Raw genomic sequence first — 17,339 nt, forward strand, 5'->3', positions numbered from 1 at the left:
GGAAAATCCCAAGGACATTTCACACCTGGGCGCGGCAAGGCCATACACTGCCCAGCCTTTCTGAAATACGCCATGCCTGATATTGACCATGCAAACAACGCCTTCCACAAAAACCATCGTCAATCAGATTTTTGATGAGGACCGTTTGTCGGAGCTATTGAAACAAGAAGCCTCTCATGGCCTGGGTTTCGAGCAATGCGAATTCGATGGATTGAATCTCTATCAACTCGATTTGCAGGACGCGCAATTTGTGGAGTGCAGTTTTGCCGACACCTGCTTTGAAAGCTGCCAACTGGCCGGCACCCGCTGGCTGCATTGCAAGGCGGGCCGCGCCGATTTTCGGCTGGCCAACCTGACGGATGCCCTGTTTTGCCAGAGCGACCTGAACAACACCAACTGGGAATTGGCCAAGCTGGCCTCAGCGCGCTTTCTTGAAGTCAAGCTGACCGGCGCCAGGTTTGGCGGTGCGCAAACCCTGGGCATTGATTTTCATGAGTCCCTGCTGATTGGTGCCGATCTGCGCGGCATGTCCTTCCGCAAGAAAACGCTGGAAGGCCTGAACTTCAGCGATGCCGATCTGGCCGGCTGCGACTTCCGCGATGCCGTTTTCCACAAGGCAAGCCTGCGCGATGCCCATCTCAAGAATGCCCGGTTCGATGGCGCGGACCTGCGCTCGGCGGACTTGCGCGGCTTGACGATTGCCTCGCTCAGCCAGCATTTCAAGGGCAGCCTGATCTCGCATGAGCAGGCTGCCGAACTGGTGGGCGGGCTGGGCGTGCGCGTGATGTGAAGTCGAGGCGGGTGCGCCGCCACCGCCATCCGCACTCAGTAAACGATGTCGTGCTCGTACAGCAGCCTGGAGATGTCCTTGGGCACAAAGCCTGTCAGCAGCGAGTTCTCGTCGAGCAGATTGATGAACTCCCCCGCCGTGCAGGACTTGGAGTGGTCAATGATGAAGTCCAGGAACTCCTCGCTGACGCGGTCACCGTCCTGCTCGAAGGACCAGCTGTGTTCCTGGCCGCCCGATTGGAAGCGCAGCGTGACGGTGTCGCCCTCCATGCCGGATTCGATGCCCTCATAGCCGATGGCGCCACCGCAAGCCTTGGCGAAGCGCTTGAGCAGGGCCACGTAGTCTTCGTCGGCCTCGTTGTCTTCCCCAATGCCGCCATCGAACAATTTGACCTGGGCGGCCTTGGTGTGCTGGCGCAGTGCCGCCATCAAGGCGTACTCGTCCTCGATGGAGGCGATGTCGAAATCCGCAGGCACGATGCCGTGCGTCTTCATGGCGGAGGCAATCACGGCGACAGGGTTCTGGCTCTGGGTCATGGTGGTGTCTGAAAGGGTTGCGGGATCGGAGACGGTGCCGATGATAGGCACAGCCTGTGCCTGCGCACTGGACATCTTGTCCGGTGGCATCCGGCTCGCGCCTTCAGTCTGTGGAAGCGGGGCTGCGCCTGTCCTTGCGCAGCATGTCCAGATAGAGCGCTTCCACCTTCTCGCGCGCCCAGGGCGTCTTGCGCAGGAATTTGAGGCTGGAGCTGACGCTGGGGTCCAGCGTGAAGCAGCGCACCGGAACCTGCCGTGCCAGGGCGGGCCAGCCATAGCGGGCCTCCAGGGCACGGACGATGGCTTCGAGCGTGACGCCGTGCAGCGGATTGCGGGGCTGGGCAGCGGGGGGCGGAGTTTCTTGCATGGGGTGATTCTCCCTTGTGATGGACCGCAAGCCTGGCAGTGCGGTGCACGCGCTGGTGCCGAGGTTGGCAGCGGCAGGACAGGTTCCGCAGAAACGGGGCCGCGCCGGCACTGTGCGAGCGCGGAAAAATTTGTAAACACATGAAACCAAAGAAGAAGTTTCTGTAGCATTCACGGCGTCCCTGCCTCTTCTTCGAACCCGCTTCCATGCCTGCCCTGTCCCTTCGCCAGAAACTGCTGGCTCCGCTGGTTTTCTGCCTGCTGGCGCTGCTTGCGCTGACCCTGTTCAACGCCTACCAGGCACGCAGCAAGGCCTATGAGGCCCGGCAGCAGGCGCTGCGGGACTTTGTCGATTCGGCAGACAGCCTGATTGCCGCCATTGCGGCAGAGGCCAAGGCCGGCAAGCTGCCTGAAGAAGACGCCAAGGCCACGGCCATTGCCCGCGTGGGGCAGCTGCGCTATGCCGGTGGTGCGGGCTACATCACCAGCATCACGACGGATTCCGTGGTGCTGAACAACCCCGCAAGCCCGGGCATCAACGGCAAGAACATGGCCGGCTTCCAGGACGCCAAGGGCAGCTACCTCTACCGCAGCATTGCCGCCGTGGGCGCTTCTGCCCAGGGCAACGGCTACCTCACCTACTGGTGGCCCCGTCCCGGCGCGAAGGAGCCCAGCGAGAAGCTGGCCTATGCCAAGCGATCCACCTCCTGGAACTGGGACCTGATCGCGGGTGACTATGTGGACGACATCCAGCAGGCCTTCATCGCCACCATCATCAAGTCGGTGGCGGCGCTGGCGGTGCTGGGCGCACTGCTGTCGTTGATCGCCTGGATGGTCACGCGCAGCGTGCTCCAGGCCATCGGCGGAGAGCCGGCCGTGGCGGCAGCGATCGCCAACCGCATCGCCGCCGGGGATCTGTCGCAAACCGGGCTGGAGGGGGCATCGCACGCACCGGAAGGCAGCGTGATCGCGGCGGTGCAGCGCATGAGCGAGCAGCTGCGCCAACTGGTGACGCGCATCCATGACACGGCGGGCATCATCCACCGCTCGGCCGGCGAGATTGCCACGGGCAGCCTGGACCTGTCGCAGCGCACGGAGCAGCAGGCCAGCTCGCTGGAGGAAACGGCGGCGTCCATGGAGCAGTTGACCGCCACCGTGCACCAGAACGCGGAAAACGCGCAGCAGGCAAGCCAGATCGCCTCGGGCGCCTGCGCGGTGGCCGAGCGCGGCGGCACCGTGGTGGACCAGGTGGTGAGCACGATGGGCGAGATCAATACCTCGTCGCGCCGCGTGGTGGACATCATCGGCGTGATCGACGGCATCGCCTTCCAGACCAACATCCTCGCGCTGAACGCGGCCGTGGAGGCTGCGCGCGCTGGCGACCAGGGGCGCGGCTTCGCGGTCGTGGCGGGCGAGGTGCGCACCCTGGCGCAGCGCAGCGCCTCGGCCGCGCGCGAGATCAAGACGCTGATCCAGGCCTCGGTGGAGCGTGTGGATGCCGGCGCCACCCTGGTGGACCAGGCCGGGCAGACCATGCGCGAAGTGGTCACCACGGTGCGCAACATCACAGGCATCGTGACCGAGATCGCCTCGGCCAGCCGCGAGCAAAGCACCGGCATCGAGCAGGTGGGCCATGCCGTGACCGACATGGACCGCGTGACCCAGCAGAACGCCGCACTGGTGGAGCAGTCCTCGGCCGCCACGCAGGTGCTGCAGCAGGAGTCGGAGAAGCTCTCCCGCCTGACGGCATCGTTCAAACTCTAGGCTTCGCTTTCCTTCTCTTTTCAGACATGATCACCTGCTACCTGCGCTACATCATCGACCCGTTCAAGGCCAAGGAATTCGAGGAGTACGGCAAGACCTGGATTCCGCTGGTCGAGAAATTCGGCGGCAAGCACCACGGCTACTTCCTGCCGTCCGAAGGCGCCAACAATGTGGCGCTTGCCATGTTCAGCTTCCCCAGCATGGCGCTGTACGAGGAGTACCGCATCAAGTCCATGCAGGACCCCGAGTGCCAGGCCGCCTTCCGCTACGCGGAGGACACGCGCTGCATCCTGAGCTACGAGCGCAGCTTCATGCGCCCGGTGTTCGGCTGAACCTCCCCCCGCGCCACGCCCATGTGCGTGGCGCGCGTTTGCAAATACGGAATCGGTATTTTCACAACTGAAGCACGCTAACTAGCATCCATCCCATTGCAATCTTTTGAGGATGGAGCGCGTGAACAAGCGTCGTTTCCTGCTGGCCGGCCCTTCTCTGCTGGCCGCTGCCGCCCTGGCTTCCACCACCGCCGCACGGGCTGCGGCCGACCCCAAGACCCGATTGGTCGTCGCCGACCAGAGCGAGCTGCTGCGCCACCTGCTGGACGCCAGCGGCGAGCGCAAGCGCCTGGGCTTTCAGCTGGAGCTGCCCAACTTCGCGGGCGGCCCGGCCATCTTCGAGGCCATACGCGCAGGCGCGCTGGACATTGCCTATGTGGGCGACACGCCGCCCATCCAGGCGCGCGCCGCCGGCGTGCAGCTGCCCATCATCGCCACCTTCACGCGCGAGCGCGCCCAGTACCGGCTGGTGCAGCGTGCCGATGCAGGCATAGAGCGCCTGGCCGACCTGCGCGGCAAGCGCCTGAGCTATGTGGAAGGCTCGGGCCGCCAGGTCTTCCTGATCGAGGCATTGACACGCGCGGGCCTGACGCTGGCCGACGTGAAGCTGGTCAACCTGCGCGTGGCCGAACTCAACGACGCGCTGCGCGCCAAGGCCGTGGACGTGGCCGTGCTCATGGAGCCCCATGTCACGCGCCTGGGCAAGCAGATCGGCGCGCGGCCCGTGCCCGATCCGCAGGAGCGCACGCTGCTGCCCGCCACCTCGTACATCTACGCACGGCCCGACGTGCTGGCCGACCCGGCCAAGTCCCAGGCCATCGTCGATTTCCTGGGCGCCTTCGTGCGCGCAGGCAAGTGGAGCAATGGCCACGAGCAGGAATGGGGCCGCCACTACTACACGCAGTTCCAGCGCATCGATGCGGAGAGCACGGCGGCCATCCTGGCATCGCAGTCCGACCTGCTGTTCCAGACGGCCGCCGAGGCGCAGCCGCACCACCAGAAGCTGATCGACATCCTGCACGCCGCCGGCAGCCTGCCGCAGCGGCTGGATGCGGCCGGCTCCTTCGTGACCACCTACGACCGCGTGATCGTGGCCAACCGATGAACCGGCCAGAAAACACACGATGACGCAAGCGCAACTGGACATCAACGCGGCCGGTCTGGCACCGGCCACCGCAGCCACCGCTCAATCCGCGCCCGCCCCCCGGGCCGCCGTGCAACTGGTGCCCACGCGCCTGTCGCAGGGCGCGCTGCTGGTGGGTCCCGGCCTGCTGCTGGTGCTGTGGGAGGCGGCCTCGCGCCTGGGCTGGCTGTCGCCCGAGACGCTGACCGCGCCCTCGCAGGCCCTGGTCGCCGGCTACGGCATGGTGGCCGACGGCAGCCTGCTGCCCCACTTGCTGGCATCGGCAGGCCGTGCCTACAGCGGGTTGCTGCTCGGCGTGGTGGCTGGCGTGCTGCTGGCCCTGGCCTCGGGCCTGACGCGCACGGGCGAGGCCCTGCTGGACGGCCTGGTGCAGATCAAGCGCGCCGTGCCCACGCTGGCGCTGATTCCCCTGGCCATCATCTGGCTGGGCATTGGCGAGTCCATGAAGATCTTTCTGATCTTCACGGCCGTGCTGGTGCCCGTCTACATCAACACCCACGCGGCCCTGCGCGGCATCGATATCGGCCATGTGGAGCTGGCCCAGACCCTGGGCCTGTCGCGCGCCGAATTCATCCGCAAGGTGGCGCTGCCGGGGGCGCTGCCGGGCTTCTTCGTGGGCCTGCGCATTGCCGTGTCGCTGTGCTGGACGGCGCTGGTGGTGCTGGAGCTGATCAACACCCAGACCGGCATCGGCTACCTCATGAACCGCGCCCGCGACTGGGGGCAGACCGATGTGATCGTGGTGGGCATCCTCATCTACGCCCTGCTGGGCCTGCTGTCCGACGCCGTGGTGCGCCGCATCGAGGCGCATGTGCTGTCCTACCGGAGGTCGCTGGGATCATGAGCCATCACCCCACCCCGGGCGCCGTGCGGCTGCAGCGCTTCACGCGCAGCTTTGGCGGCAAGAACGTGCTGGACGCCATCGACCTGGACATTGCCCCGGGCCAGTTCGTGGCCCTGCTGGGCGAGTCCGGCTCGGGCAAGACCACCTTGCTGCGCGCGCTCGCCGGGCTGGACGGCCATGCGCAGTCCAGCGGCGCGGCCAGTGCGCAGGGCAATGTCTCCGTGCTGTTCCAGGATGCTCGCCTGCTGCCCTGGCTGTCGGTGCTGGACAACCTCACGCTGGGGCTGGACGCCCGCGCCGTGCGGCCTGCAGCCGAGCAGATCCTGGCCGACGTGGGCCTGCAGGACAAGGCCGGCGCCTGGCCCGCCACGCTGTCGGGCGGCCAGAAGCAGCGCGCATCGCTGGCCCGCAGCCTGCTGCGCGACCCGCACGTGCTGCTGGCCGACGAGCCCTTCGGCGCGCTGGACGCGCTCACGCGCATGCGCATGCACGGCCTGCTGCTGCGCCTGGTCGAGCGCATACGGCCCACGGTCGTCCTCGTCACGCACGACGTGGACGAATCCCTGCTGCTGGCCGACCGCGTCCTGGTGCTCAGGGACGGCCGCATCGCCGAGGACCACGCCGTGGACCTGCCCCATCCCCGCCGCCCCGACCATCCTGCCTTCATGCAGCTGCGCGCCACCTTGCTGCGCAGCCTGGGCGTCGAGACAGAGATCGCCTGACGCCGGCCCCGCCCGCGAAACAACCCACACAACAAAGGACTGCTCCCATGTCTCGGCAACTGCACCTGAACCTGTTCCTCATGACGCGCGGCCACCACGAAGGCGCCTGGCGCCATCCCGGCGCCAACCGCAAGGCGCTCACCGACCTGGAGCTGTACGTCGATGCCGCACGCATCGCCGAGGCCGCCAAATTCGACGCCGTCTTCCTGGCCGACAGCCTGGTCGGGCCCGAGAACGGCCAGCAGATCACCTCGGGCCTGCTGGACCCGCTGGTGCTGCTGACGGCACTGGCACTGCGCACCGAGCGCATCGGCCTGATCGGCACCGCCTCCACCACCTACAGCCATGCCTACACGCTGGCGCGCCAGTTCGCCTCGCTGGACCATCTGTCCAAGGGGCGGGCGGGCTGGAACATCGTCACCTCCTGGGCGCCCAATGCGGGCCTGAACTACGGCCTGGCCGACAGCGTGGACCACGGCGACCGCTACCGCATCGCCGAGGAATTCGTGTCCGCCGTCGATGCGCTGTGGCGCAGCTTTCCAGCCAGCGCCCTGCTGGACGACACGGCGGCGGGCCAGTTCCTCGACGCATCGCAGATCCGGCCCATCCACTTCGAGGGCAAATACATACGCACGCGCGGCCCGCTCAACGTGCCCGGCAGCCCGCAGGGCCGGCCCGTCTTCGTGCAGGCCGGCCAGTCCGAATCGGGCCGCGCCTTTGCCGCGCAATGGGCCGAGGCCATCTTCACGGCCCACGGCTCGCGGGAATCGGCCCAGGCCTTCTATGCCGACATCAAGGGACAGGCGCAGCAGTTGGGACGCCGCCCGCAGGACATCGTGATCCTGCCCGGCATCAGCGCCGCCATAGGCTCTACCGAATACGAGGCGCACCAGGTCTGGGAAGAGCTCGACAGCCTGACCAGCATCGAGGTCGGCCTGGCCCGCCTGTCCGCACGCTTTGGCGGCCACGACTTCTCGGCCGTGCCGCTGGACCGCCTGCTCACGCGCGACGACTTCCCCGATCCCGACAAGGTCGAAGCCTCGCGCAGCCGCGCCGTGGGCTACGTGGAAACCAGCCTGCGCGACGGCCTCACCCTGCGCGGCCTGCTCAAGCGCCTGGCCGGCGCCCGCGGCCACCTGGCCGTGGCCGGCACGCCCGAACAGGTGGCCGACATCATCGAAGACTGGTTCAAGCACGGCGCAGCCGACGGCTTCAACGTCATGCCGCCCATACTCAACCAGCAGTTCGAGCTGTTCACCAGCGAAGTTGTGCCGATCCTGCGCAAGCGCGGCCTGTTCCGCGAGGAATACGACAGCCGCACGCTGCGCGGGCATTTCGGGCTGGGGGAGCTGGCGGGGACGGGAGCGGTTGGTGCCCCAGCCGCCAGCCCAAGGGAGCAAGCGCTGGCGGCTTGAGCGATGCGGCGCCGCGGCTGCACAGACAGGCCTACAGCAGAATGTCCGCCGTGGGGTACTTCCAGAAGTCGCGCAGCAAATAGCTGATCGGCAGGTTCAGATTCGTGGAGTTGGGTGGAATCGGCTGCAGGAACCACTTCTCGTAGATGGGGTGGATTTCGCGGCTGGTGATGATCCGCTTCATCTCTTCATCGACCAGTTTCTTGAACGCGGTATCGGCCTTCGGCAGCATGATGGCCAGGGGTTCGGTGGACAGGAACTTGCCCACCACCTTCAGGGCGCGTGGATCTGGCCGTGCAGCGGCCAGCCCGTTGAGAAGCACGTCATCCATCACGAACGCGTCGGCTTCGCCCTTCTCCACCATCTCCAGGGCCCTCGCGTGATCGGGGGCCTCCACAATGGTGATGCCCATGAGGCGCTGCCTGTTGGCCTGCGTCACCAGGGCCATCGGGCTGGTGCCCTTGGTGGAGACCAGCTTTTTGCCCTTGAGATCCTCCATCGCGTTGATGGTGCTGTCGGCCTTCACGAGCATCCGGGCGCCGGTGATGAAATGGGGAACCGTGAACGCCACGGTCTGGCGCCGCTGCGCGTTGTTCGTGGTCGAACCGCACTCCATGTCGGCCTTGCCCTGCTCGATCACGGCCATGCGATTGGCGGGCGTGACCATCAGGAACTCCACCTTCATGTCCTTCCTGCCTGTCTGCTTGCGCACCGCCTCGGCCAGGCGAAGGCACAGATCCAGCGCGTAACCGACGGGCTTGCCGCTGCGCGTGTCGATGTAGGAGAAGGGGACCGACGATTCCCGGTGCGCGATCACCAGCGCGCCACCGGCCTGGACCTTGTCCAGCACACCGGCTGCAGATACACCGCTCAAGGCCGACAGGCCCAACGCACCCAACGCAATTCCCCACTGGCGAAAGATCATCGAAGTCCTTGGATCGCAGGCGCCGGGCGGCGCCCAGCAGTGTCGTGACAGGTTATACACGTATTGTTACCAGATGCGCAAACCTGAGCTGCTGGCGGTTTTGCCGGCACCTTGGCCTCTGGCTTTTCCCCCTCCCCGTTATGGCAGGATCACCAGCACCAGAATTACCGAGGGAACTCCCATGCTGATCAACTGCGTCGCCTACGAAAACGGGGCCAAGCTGGCGGACATTCCCGTCGCCGACATCAGCAACTACATAGAGCGCCCCGGCTGCTTCGTCTGGGTGGCGCTGGCGGACGCCACGCCGGCCGAGCTGGAGGAAATGCGCCAGGAGTTCGGCCTGCATGCCCTGGCCGTGGAGGATGCGCTGCACGGCCACCAGCGGCCCAAGCTGGAGGAGTACGGCAGCTCGCTGTTTGCCGTGATGCACCTGCTGGAGCCCGAGCCCGAGCGGCCCGGCCACTTCAACCACGGCGAGGTCGATGTGTTCGTGGGCTCCAACTATGTGCTGTCGGTGCGCAACCGCAGCAAGCGCGGTTTCCTGGGCGTGCGCGAGCGCTGCGAGAGCGAGCCCGAGCTGCTGCGCCACGGCTCGGGCTTTGTGCTGTATGCGCTGATGGATGCGGTGGTGGACCGCTACTTCCCCATCATCGACGCGTTGGAAGTGGAGCTGGAGCAGATCGAGCAGCAGATCTTCACCAAGGGCGCGGCGCGCGACAACATCAAGCAGCTGTATGAACTCAAGGGCCGCGCCATGGACCTCAAGCACGCCGTGGCCCCCCTGCTGGAAGCCGTGGGCAAGCTCAACGGCGGGCGCGTCCCCCAGATCTGCGTGGGCTCCAGGGACTACTTCCGCGACGTGATGGATCACCTGGGCCGCATCAACGCCCAGATCGACACCATGCGCGACACCGTGGGCACGGCCATCCAGGTGAACCTGTCCATGGTGTCCATCGAGGAAAACGAAGTCACCAAGCGGCTGGCAGCCTGGGCCAGTATCTTCGCCATCTGCACGGCCTTCTTCGGCGTCTGGGGAATGAACTTCGAGAACATGCCCGAACTGAAGTGGCAATACGGCTATCCGGCCGCACTGCTGTTCGTGCTGGGTGTTTGCGGCCTGCTCTACTACAAGTTCCGCAAGGCGGGGTGGCTTTAGGCGGCGGGAAGGCGAGCGGTGCCAGGGTATTCACCCAGCCGCACCGTCACAGCCGCGTCACACATCCACGCCACCATCCCAGGCGCCAACCCCTGGCCCCCCGCACACCCCACTGCCATCACCCCCATGTACGACGAACTTCTGCCCGACCACCATGATTCGCTGATGCAGCGCATCGAACGCGATCTGCTCGACAGCTACGACGAAGAACTGGAGATGGAGATAGACGACGCCCGCCTGAGCAGCGGTGGCGACGATGTGGACGGTGCCGACTCCGTGAGCCGCCAGACCTACTTTCGCGAACTGCTGCGCCTGCAGGGCGAGCTGGTCAAGCTGCAGGACTGGGTGCAGCACCACAAGAAAAAGGTGGTCATCCTCTTCGAGGGCCGCGATGCGGCCGGCAAGGGCGGCGTGATCAAGCGCATCACCCAGCGCCTGAACCCGCGCGTGTGCCGCGTGGCCGCCCTGCCCGCGCCCAATGACCGCGAGCGCACGCAGTGGTACTTCCAGCGCTATGTCTCCCACCTGCCTGCGGGCGGCGAGATCGTTCTCTTTGACCGCAGCTGGTACAACCGCGCGGGCGTGGAGCGCGTGATGGGCTTTTGCTCCGACGAGGAGTACGAGGAGTTCTTCCGCTCCGTGCCCGAGTTCGAGAAGATGCTGGTGCGCTCGGGCATCACGCTGGTGAAGTACTGGTTCTCCATCACCGACGACGAGCAGCACCTGCGCTTTCTCGGCCGCGTGCACGACCCGCTCAAGCAGTGGAAGCTCAGTCCCATGGACTTCGAGAGCCGCCGCCGCTGGGAGGACTACACCAAGGCCAAGGAAGCCATGCTGGAGCGCACCCACATCGCCGAGGCGCCCTGGTGGCTGGTGCAGGCCGTGGACAAGAAGAAGGCGCGGCTCAACTGCATCTCCCACCTGCTGACGCAGCTGCCCTATGAAGAGATAGAGCACCCGGCCATCGTGCTGCCAGAGCGCACGCGCAATCCCGAATACACACGCAACCCCGTTCCCCAGCACATGTACGTGCCGGATCTGTACTGAGCGGCGGCCGGCAGCGGGCTGCCGGCGTTCCCGCGACCCGTCTTCTCAAGACCCGTTTCCTCACGCCTTCTGCGCCTCGCCATCCTCCACGGATGCCTCGGAGGACGCGGAGGCCTCGGATGCCTCGGACGCCTCAGGCGTCTCTGGCGCTGGCTCTGGCTCTGCCCCGGCGACTGCGGCCGCCTGCGGCACCTCAACAACCTCGGCCACACGCTTGCGCCGGTCCTGCTCCAGCAGCGCGGTCAGCGCCGCGTGGATGCGCTCCAGCGTGCCGCCCGGGTTGACCCACCAGTCCGTGGACCAGATGCGCAGTATCTGCCAGCCCAGGCCGCGCAGCACCTGCTCGCGCAGCTTGTCGCGGTCGCGCGCCGTGGCCGAGCGGTGGTAGGTGGCGCCGTCGCACTCCACGCCCGCCAGGTAGCTGCCCGCATGGTCCGGGTGCACCACGCCCAGGTCCACGCGGAATGAGGATGCGCCGATCTGCGTGTGCACGCGCCAGCCCTTGCGCTCCAGCGCCTGGGCCACGCTGGCCTCGAAGGGGCTGTCGAAATCGCCCTGGCTGCCATGGTGCGACTCGGCCAGCGCGCGCGGGCCGCGCTCGGCAAATTCCAGGAAGTGCTTGAGGTCGCGCACGCCCGCCGCCTGGGTGCGCGACAGGTCCATCTGCTCGCCGCGCAGGCTGGAGAAGATGCGAAGCTCCTGCCGCGCCCGCGTCACCGCCACGTTCAGCCGCCGCTCGCCGCCATCGCGGTTGAGCGGGCCGAAGTTCATGGACACGGCGCCCGAGATATCGGGCCCGTAGGTGATGGAAAAGTACATGATGTCCCGCTCGTCGCCCTGCACGCTTTCCAGGTTCTTGACGAAGACGGGCTCCAGCAGCGCATCGGAGAAAAACGGCTCCAGCCCCGGGTCCTTGCGCCGCTCCTCGTCCAGCAAATCCTCGATCAGGCTTTGCTGCTCGGAGTTGAAGGTGACCACGCCGATGGTGGCACCCGACTGCGCAAACCCCGGCGACTTCAGGCGCGCCACCAGGTCGGCCACCAGGGCCTTGGCCTCGGGCTGGTTGATGCGGGCGCCACCCTTCTCATAGCGGCCCTGCACGGCGTGGAAGCTGACGGCGCGATCGTCGGTGACGGGCGAGGGAAAGGTCACCAGCCCGCCGCCGTAGTAGCGATGGTTGCTGAAGGCGATCAGGCTTTCATGGCGCGAGCGGTAGTGCCACGACAGGTTGCGCGTGGGCAGGCTGGCGCCCAGGCATTCGTCCAGGATGCTTTCCATGTCGCCTTCCACGCCCTGCATGTCGTCGTCGAAGGTGTCGGAGGTGTCGGCGCGGCCGAAGAAGCTGGTGGGCGGCAGCTGCTTGGGGTCGCCCACCATGACCACCTGCCTGGCCCGCGCCATGGCGCCGATGGCGTCCCAGACGGGGATCTGCGAGGCCTCGTCGAAGATGACGATGTCGAAGTTGCTGGTCTCGGCGCTGAGGTACTGGGCAATGGACAGCGGGCTCATCAGCAGGCAGGGCGTCAGGCGCAGCACGGCCGAGGGGATCTGCTCCAGCAGCTGGCGCAGCGGCAGGTGTTGGCGCTTCTTGGTGATCTCGCGCCGCAGGATGCCCCACTCGCTGTTGCGCTGGATGCTGTCGGCCGACGGCAGGCCCGCGCACAGCCTCGCACGTATCCACTGGCGCGTGACGGAGGTGAATTCATCGTCCAGCGCGCGGAAGTCGGCAATGCGCCGCTCATGCTCGGCAGAGACGAAGCGCTTGAGCACCTCGTCCTCGTCCACGGCCAGCGCCAGCCACCAGCGCGCGTAGTTGACCTCGAAGGCCTTGGGTGCCTGGGCCGGTTCCAGGCTGCCGGACTCGATTGCGTCGGCCAGCGCACCCAGCCCGCCCGCGCGGGCCGCGGCCTGGGCATTGCGCCAGGCGCACCAGGCATGCAGGCCGCCCTGCCCGGCCAGCACGCCGCCCGCCGTGGCCGCCAGCTGCTCGGCCGTGCGCTGGGCCAGGGCACGCTGCTGCGGCTCGCCATGGGCTGCCGCCGCGCTGAAGGGGTCTATGGCCGCGTGCAGGCCGGCCAGGCTGTCCAGCAACTGCTGGCAGGCCATGCCGACTGCGGCGCCCTCGCCCAGCTCGGCGCTGCGCAAGGCCAGCACCTGGTGCAGGGCCTGGCGTGCCTGGGCCAGCTCGGCCTCCTGCCAGCCCAGCCCGGTCAGCCCTGCCTGCAGCGATCCCTGCAGGCGCAGCGCATGCTCCACGGCTTGCGGGCGCGTGTCCAGGCCGTCCCAGACGCCGGGGCAGCGCAAGCGCAGCTCGTCCAGCGCCAGCAGCTGTTCCTCGATGGCGCTGCGGGCCGCCAGCTGCGCATGGGCCTGCTGCAGCGCCGCGCCACAGCGGCCCTGGGCCACGGCGGCGTGCGATGCCATCAGGCCGCCGCGCCGCGTCAGTTGCAGGCGCTCGCGCTCGAAGGCCAGCGCGTCCTGCAAGGCCTGGGCATCGGTTTCCAGGCCGCGCCACAGGCCGTGGCTGGCATCGGCCAGCGGCAGGTAGCCATCGAGCTGGCGGTCGATCTGGTACAGGGCCTGCAGGCGCTGCACTTCGGCCGCCCAGCGCTCGCCGCCATGGCCTTCGGCCACGGCCTCCAGTCCGTCGAGCGAGAAGGATTTCTGCGCACGCGCGGCCAGCAGGGCCGCATTGGCCTTCAAGGCGCTGCGCGCATGGTCGGTACGCGTGCGGTGTCCGGCCCACAGGCCGTCGGCTGCGGCGCCGGGCTGGATCTGGTCCAGTTCCTCGCGCAGGCCCCGGATGCGCACCAGGGCAGCCAGGTCATCGGCCACGCGCGGCTCGCCCGTGCCCTCGATGGTGGCCTCCAGCGCCGCGCGCACCTTGCGCCGGCCCAGCCAGGACAGCGGCCACAAGGACTTGCCGGCCCTGGCCCATTCGCGCTGCAGCTGCGAGACATTGAGCTGGCCCACGCCCGCGCCGTACTTGACGGACAGGCCCTGGCGCAGCGCCGCGATCTCGTCGATGCACTGCAGGCCGTGCTCCAGCTCGTCGCCCAAGGCCACGGGCCAGGGGGTGCCCAGCCCGGCCTGCAGGCGCCGGCGCTGCGCCAGCAGGTCCAGCGCCTGGGCCAGGCGCGCCTGCAGCTCGGCCGGCCAGGGCGCCGGAATCTGTGCGGACAGATCACCGTGCTGCGCCAGCAGCTGCAGGCCCGATTGCAGGGATTCTCCAATGCGCGCGCCGTCAGGCAGCACGCAGAAAGCCAGGTTGCGGCCTGCGGCCGCAGGCAGCGCGCGCGCGATCACGCCCAGCGCCGAGCGCGCCTGGCGTCCCAGCGCCGGCCACTCGATGCGCAGCAGCCGGCCCAGCTGCTGCGCCGCCTCGGCAAAGCCCTGGCCTGCATCGTGCAGCGCCTGGGCGGCATCCACCATCTGCTGCTGCCAGCGCACGGACCAATCGCTGGCCTGCACCGTGGCCAGCGGCCCGTCCTTCAGATGCTGCGCGCCCACGGCCTGGGCATTGGCCTGCAGGCGGCCCGCCGTCTCGCGCAAAAGGGCCAGGCCCGCTTCGTCATGGGCCTGGGGCGTGGGCCAGTGAAATCCCAGGCGCGGCAGCGCCTCGCCACCGGCCACGGCGCCAATGGCGCGGTAGATGGTCCAGCCGTTGGCGTGGCGCCGGTGCAGGCGCTCCACATAGGCCGACAGCTGCTCGCGCAGGCGGCCGAGCTGGCTGGCCTTGGCGGCCCAGGCCTCGGCATCCACCTGGCCATGCGAGTCCCAGGATTTCTGCAGCTGGCCCAGCACATCGAGCTTGCGGCTCTTGTTGGAGTGCAGCTCCAGGCAGAACTCGCCCAGGCCCACTTCGCGCAGGCGGCGGTAGACCACGTCCAGCGCGGCGATTTTCTCGGCCACGAAGAGCACGCGCTTGTCCTCGGCCAGGCACTGCGCGATCAGGTTGGCAATGGTCTGGCTCTTGCCCGTGCCCGGCGGGCCGATGAGCACGAAGTCCTTGCCGCGCGCAGCGGCCATCACGGCCGACAGCTGCGATGAATCGGCCGGCAGCGGGCTGAAGACCTGCTGCGGCGCGAACTCCTGGTCCAGCCGCCGCGTGTCGGGAAAGGCGATCTCCGAGCGATAGGGCTCGCGCGGCGTGTCGATCAGGTGGGCGACCACGGGCGAGCTGCGCAGTTGGTCGGCGCGCTCGGCCAGGTCCTTCCACATCAGGTACTTGGCGAAGGAGAACATGGACAGCACCACGTCCTCGCTGACCTCCCAGCCGCGCACGTCCTTGATCGCCTCGCGCACGCGGGCCCAGATGCCGGTGATGTCCAGCCCGGCCTCGTCGCGCGGCAGGTCGCCTGCGGGCACGCCCAGCTCCAGCTGGAAGTCCTGGCGCAGCATCTCGACCAGCGTGGGGTTGAAGCGCGGCTCGTCCTCATGCGCCTGCAGCGTGAAGCCCGAGCGCGCGCTCTTGCGCTCCAGCGTGACGGGCAGCAGGATCAGCGGCGCGCGCACGCGCACATCGGGCTTGTCGGGCCGGCTCCAGACCAGAAAGCCCAGGGCCACGAACAAGGTGTTGGCGCCGCCTTCCTGCAGCGCGTTGCGCGCGCCGCGAAACAGCTCCACAAAGCGGCTGTCCAGCTCCAGCGGCTCCAGGTCGATGAAGACCTCGCGCCGCTGCAGCGCCTCTTCGGCGTGCGCGCCGCGCAGGTCTTCCAGGCTGCGCGCCTCGTGCAATGGCTGGCTGCGCGGGTCCTTGCCCTGCATGAGCTCGGGGCTGGGCAGCAGCTTGAGCACCTGGCCCCGGGCCAGCGTGTCCTCCAGCGCGGGCGCGGCCACCTGCAGCAGCAGCGATTTCTTGCCGGGCTTGAAGTTGAGCAGGGCATTGCGCAGCGACAGGTCCAGCAGCCGGCGCTGCCAGCGCGCCAGCCTGTCCTTGGGATCGAGCTGGGAGGTGGGCACTTCGCGTGCCTGCGCCTGCGCCAGGAGTTCGGGCGGCGGCTCCACGTTGAGCCGTGGCTCGACCTGGCCTTCGCCGGCCTCGGGCGCGGCGTCCTGCGGCTGAGCCAGCGCCAGCGGGCGGATGCGCTGCATGCGCGCGCGCCGCACGTCCACCAGCAGCTCGAACTGGTCCTCATGCTCTTCGGCCAGCTGGCGCGCGCCCTGGGCAATGGCCTGGCTGAAGGCCACGGCCTGGCCTTGCGCGGCCAGCGTGGTCTCGAAGACCACCAGCTCCTGCAGCTTGAGCCGCTTGCGCACGGCCGTGATGTCATCGACCACCGCGGTCGAGAATTCCTGCCTGCCCAGCCACAGGCCCACGAAGGCATGGCCGCGCGTGAAGACCAGCAGCGGGTTCAGGTGCGCCTGCTCCAGGCAGGAGGCGAACAGCAGCGTCAGGTCCAGGCAGGTGGCCAGGCCCGCATCCAGCACCTGGGACGCGCCACGTATCTTCTGGCCCGCATGCTCGAAGCTGGCCGGCGGCAGCGCGTAGTTGAGTTTCTTCTGGAGCACGGAAGTCCAGATGGCCGAGGCCAGTTCCCAGGCCCGCTGCGGTCCCTGTTCATAGCCGTTGATGGCGCCGGACTTGCCCGCCGACTCCAGCGCCTGCGCCGCGCCCTTGAGGATGCGGTCCACGGCCGGATCGTTGGGTTGCACGAAGGCCGTCACCATCTCGGGCAAATGCCCCAGGCCGCCCCACTGGTTGCGGGCCAGCAGTTCCAGCGGGTGTTCGTGCCGAGACAGCACCGTCTCTGCCGGCTGGCCGCTGCGCAGCTCCAGCCGCAGCACGGCAGGCTCGGCCTCGGTCAGGCGCGAGAGCAAGGCGCCGTCCAGCGCCACATCCAGGTCGGTCAGCGCATAGGTGCTGTGCGCGGCCACCGACTCCAGGCGCCAGGTGCGCGGCTTGATGAAGGCAGGCTCCGAGGCCAGGTGCAGGCTCAGCGCCTGCAGCGGCAGCTCGCCCTCGTTGACGATGGCCAGCTCCAGCAGCGCGGGCACGGCGTTCTGGAAGTCGGCGAGATTGAGCTTGGCGACGGTGCCGATGCGCAGCTGCGGGGCCGTCTGCGGCGCCTGGGCGGCGGCGGTGGCGGCATCTGCGGGGGAATCTCGGCGGGGGTCTTCTGTCATGCGCGGTAGTCCTTGGCTGGCCAGCAGGCGGCGGGAACTGTCGAAATCCCGTCATATTCCTGGCCTGACGATTGTCCGCTGCGAATGGGGCGCCGTGTCCGAGATGGGCGGTTTTCAGGGGTCACTGTTTGCAAAAAATGAGAGCACGGATGAAGGCGCCGGCCATCGGCGC

13 protein-coding genes are annotated in these 17,339 nt (G+C 67.8%); 9 read left to right on the forward strand and 4 right to left on the reverse strand.

Annotated features, from left to right (window positions below):
- Window positions 1-88 precede the first annotated feature (88 nt).
- Entirely contained in the window at window positions 89-790 is a 702-nt protein-coding gene (locus A4F85_RS03285; protein ID WP_063325646.1) for a pentapeptide repeat-containing protein, read from the forward strand.
- A 35-nt stretch (window positions 791-825) separates the two neighbouring features.
- Here the strand turns inward: A4F85_RS03285 and A4F85_RS03290 are convergent, their stop codons facing one another.
- Both A4F85_RS03290 and A4F85_RS03295 read right to left on the reverse strand, forming a co-directional pair.
- Window positions 826-1,326 (reverse strand): hypothetical protein, encoded by a 501-nt coding sequence (locus tag A4F85_RS03290; RefSeq protein WP_143290011.1) that lies wholly within the window; start codon window positions 1,324-1,326, stop codon window positions 826-828.
- Between the two features lie 103 nt (window positions 1,327-1,429).
- Complete coding sequence (locus A4F85_RS03295; RefSeq protein WP_034395743.1) at window positions 1,430-1,693, reverse strand: VF530 family DNA-binding protein; 264 nt, start codon at window positions 1,691-1,693, stop codon at window positions 1,430-1,432.
- 206 nt (window positions 1,694-1,899) lie between these two features.
- Between A4F85_RS03295 and A4F85_RS03300 the strand changes: the two genes are divergently transcribed.
- From A4F85_RS03300 to A4F85_RS03325, 6 genes are all read left to right on the forward strand, one after another.
- Window positions 1,900-3,456, forward strand: coding sequence for a methyl-accepting chemotaxis protein (locus tag A4F85_RS03300; RefSeq protein WP_063325648.1), 1,557 nt, complete (start codon window positions 1,900-1,902; stop codon window positions 3,454-3,456).
- 26 nt (window positions 3,457-3,482) lie between these two features.
- A complete protein-coding gene (locus tag A4F85_RS03305; protein ID WP_012206218.1) occupies window positions 3,483-3,788 on the forward strand; it encodes an NIPSNAP family protein in 306 nt (101 codons plus the stop codon).
- 112 nt (window positions 3,789-3,900) lie between these two features.
- Window positions 3,901-4,893 carry an ABC transporter substrate-binding protein gene (locus tag A4F85_RS03310; protein WP_063325649.1) on the forward strand — a complete coding sequence of 331 codons (993 nt, stop codon included), beginning with the start codon at window positions 3,901-3,903 and terminating at the stop codon, window positions 4,891-4,893.
- A 19-nt stretch (window positions 4,894-4,912) separates the two neighbouring features.
- Complete coding sequence (locus tag A4F85_RS03315) at window positions 4,913-5,776, forward strand: ABC transporter permease (RefSeq protein WP_063325650.1); 864 nt, start codon at window positions 4,913-4,915, stop codon at window positions 5,774-5,776.
- On the forward strand, window positions 5,773-6,498 hold the full coding sequence (locus A4F85_RS03320; protein WP_063325651.1) for an ABC transporter ATP-binding protein: 726 nt from the start codon (window positions 5,773-5,775) through the stop codon (window positions 6,496-6,498). Before A4F85_RS03315 ends, A4F85_RS03320 begins: the two co-directional genes overlap by 4 nt.
- Before the next feature lie 47 nt (window positions 6,499-6,545).
- On the forward strand, window positions 6,546-7,913 hold the full coding sequence (locus A4F85_RS03325; protein ID WP_063325652.1) for an LLM class flavin-dependent oxidoreductase: 1,368 nt from the start codon (window positions 6,546-6,548) through the stop codon (window positions 7,911-7,913).
- A gap of 31 nt (window positions 7,914-7,944) precedes the next feature.
- On the opposite strand, the gene A4F85_RS03330 is transcribed toward A4F85_RS03325, so the two are convergent.
- Entirely contained in the window at window positions 7,945-8,838 is an 894-nt protein-coding gene (locus A4F85_RS03330) for an amino acid ABC transporter substrate-binding protein (RefSeq protein WP_026062116.1), read from the reverse strand.
- 181 nt (window positions 8,839-9,019) lie between these two features.
- Here A4F85_RS03330 and corA point away from each other — a divergent pair, with 181 nt between their 5' ends.
- Entirely contained in the window at window positions 9,020-9,994 is a 975-nt protein-coding gene (corA, locus tag A4F85_RS03335) for a magnesium/cobalt transporter CorA (RefSeq protein ID WP_012206223.1), read from the forward strand.
- A gap of 126 nt (window positions 9,995-10,120) precedes the next feature.
- On the forward strand, window positions 10,121-11,041 hold the full coding sequence (gene ppk2 / locus A4F85_RS03340) for a polyphosphate kinase 2 (protein ID WP_063325653.1): 921 nt from the start codon (window positions 10,121-10,123) through the stop codon (window positions 11,039-11,041).
- A gap of 60 nt (window positions 11,042-11,101) precedes the next feature.
- Here ppk2 and A4F85_RS03345 read toward each other — a convergent pair whose 3' ends face one another.
- Window positions 11,102-17,167, reverse strand: coding sequence for a DUF4011 domain-containing protein (locus tag A4F85_RS03345; RefSeq protein ID WP_063325654.1), 6,066 nt, complete (start codon window positions 17,165-17,167; stop codon window positions 11,102-11,104).
- Window positions 17,168-17,339 lie beyond the last annotated feature (172 nt).

The sequence above is a fragment of the Delftia sp. GW456-R20 genome, assembly GCF_001622915.1.
GTDB classification, from domain to species: Bacteria; Pseudomonadota; Gammaproteobacteria; order Burkholderiales; family Burkholderiaceae_C; genus Comamonas; species Comamonas acidovorans.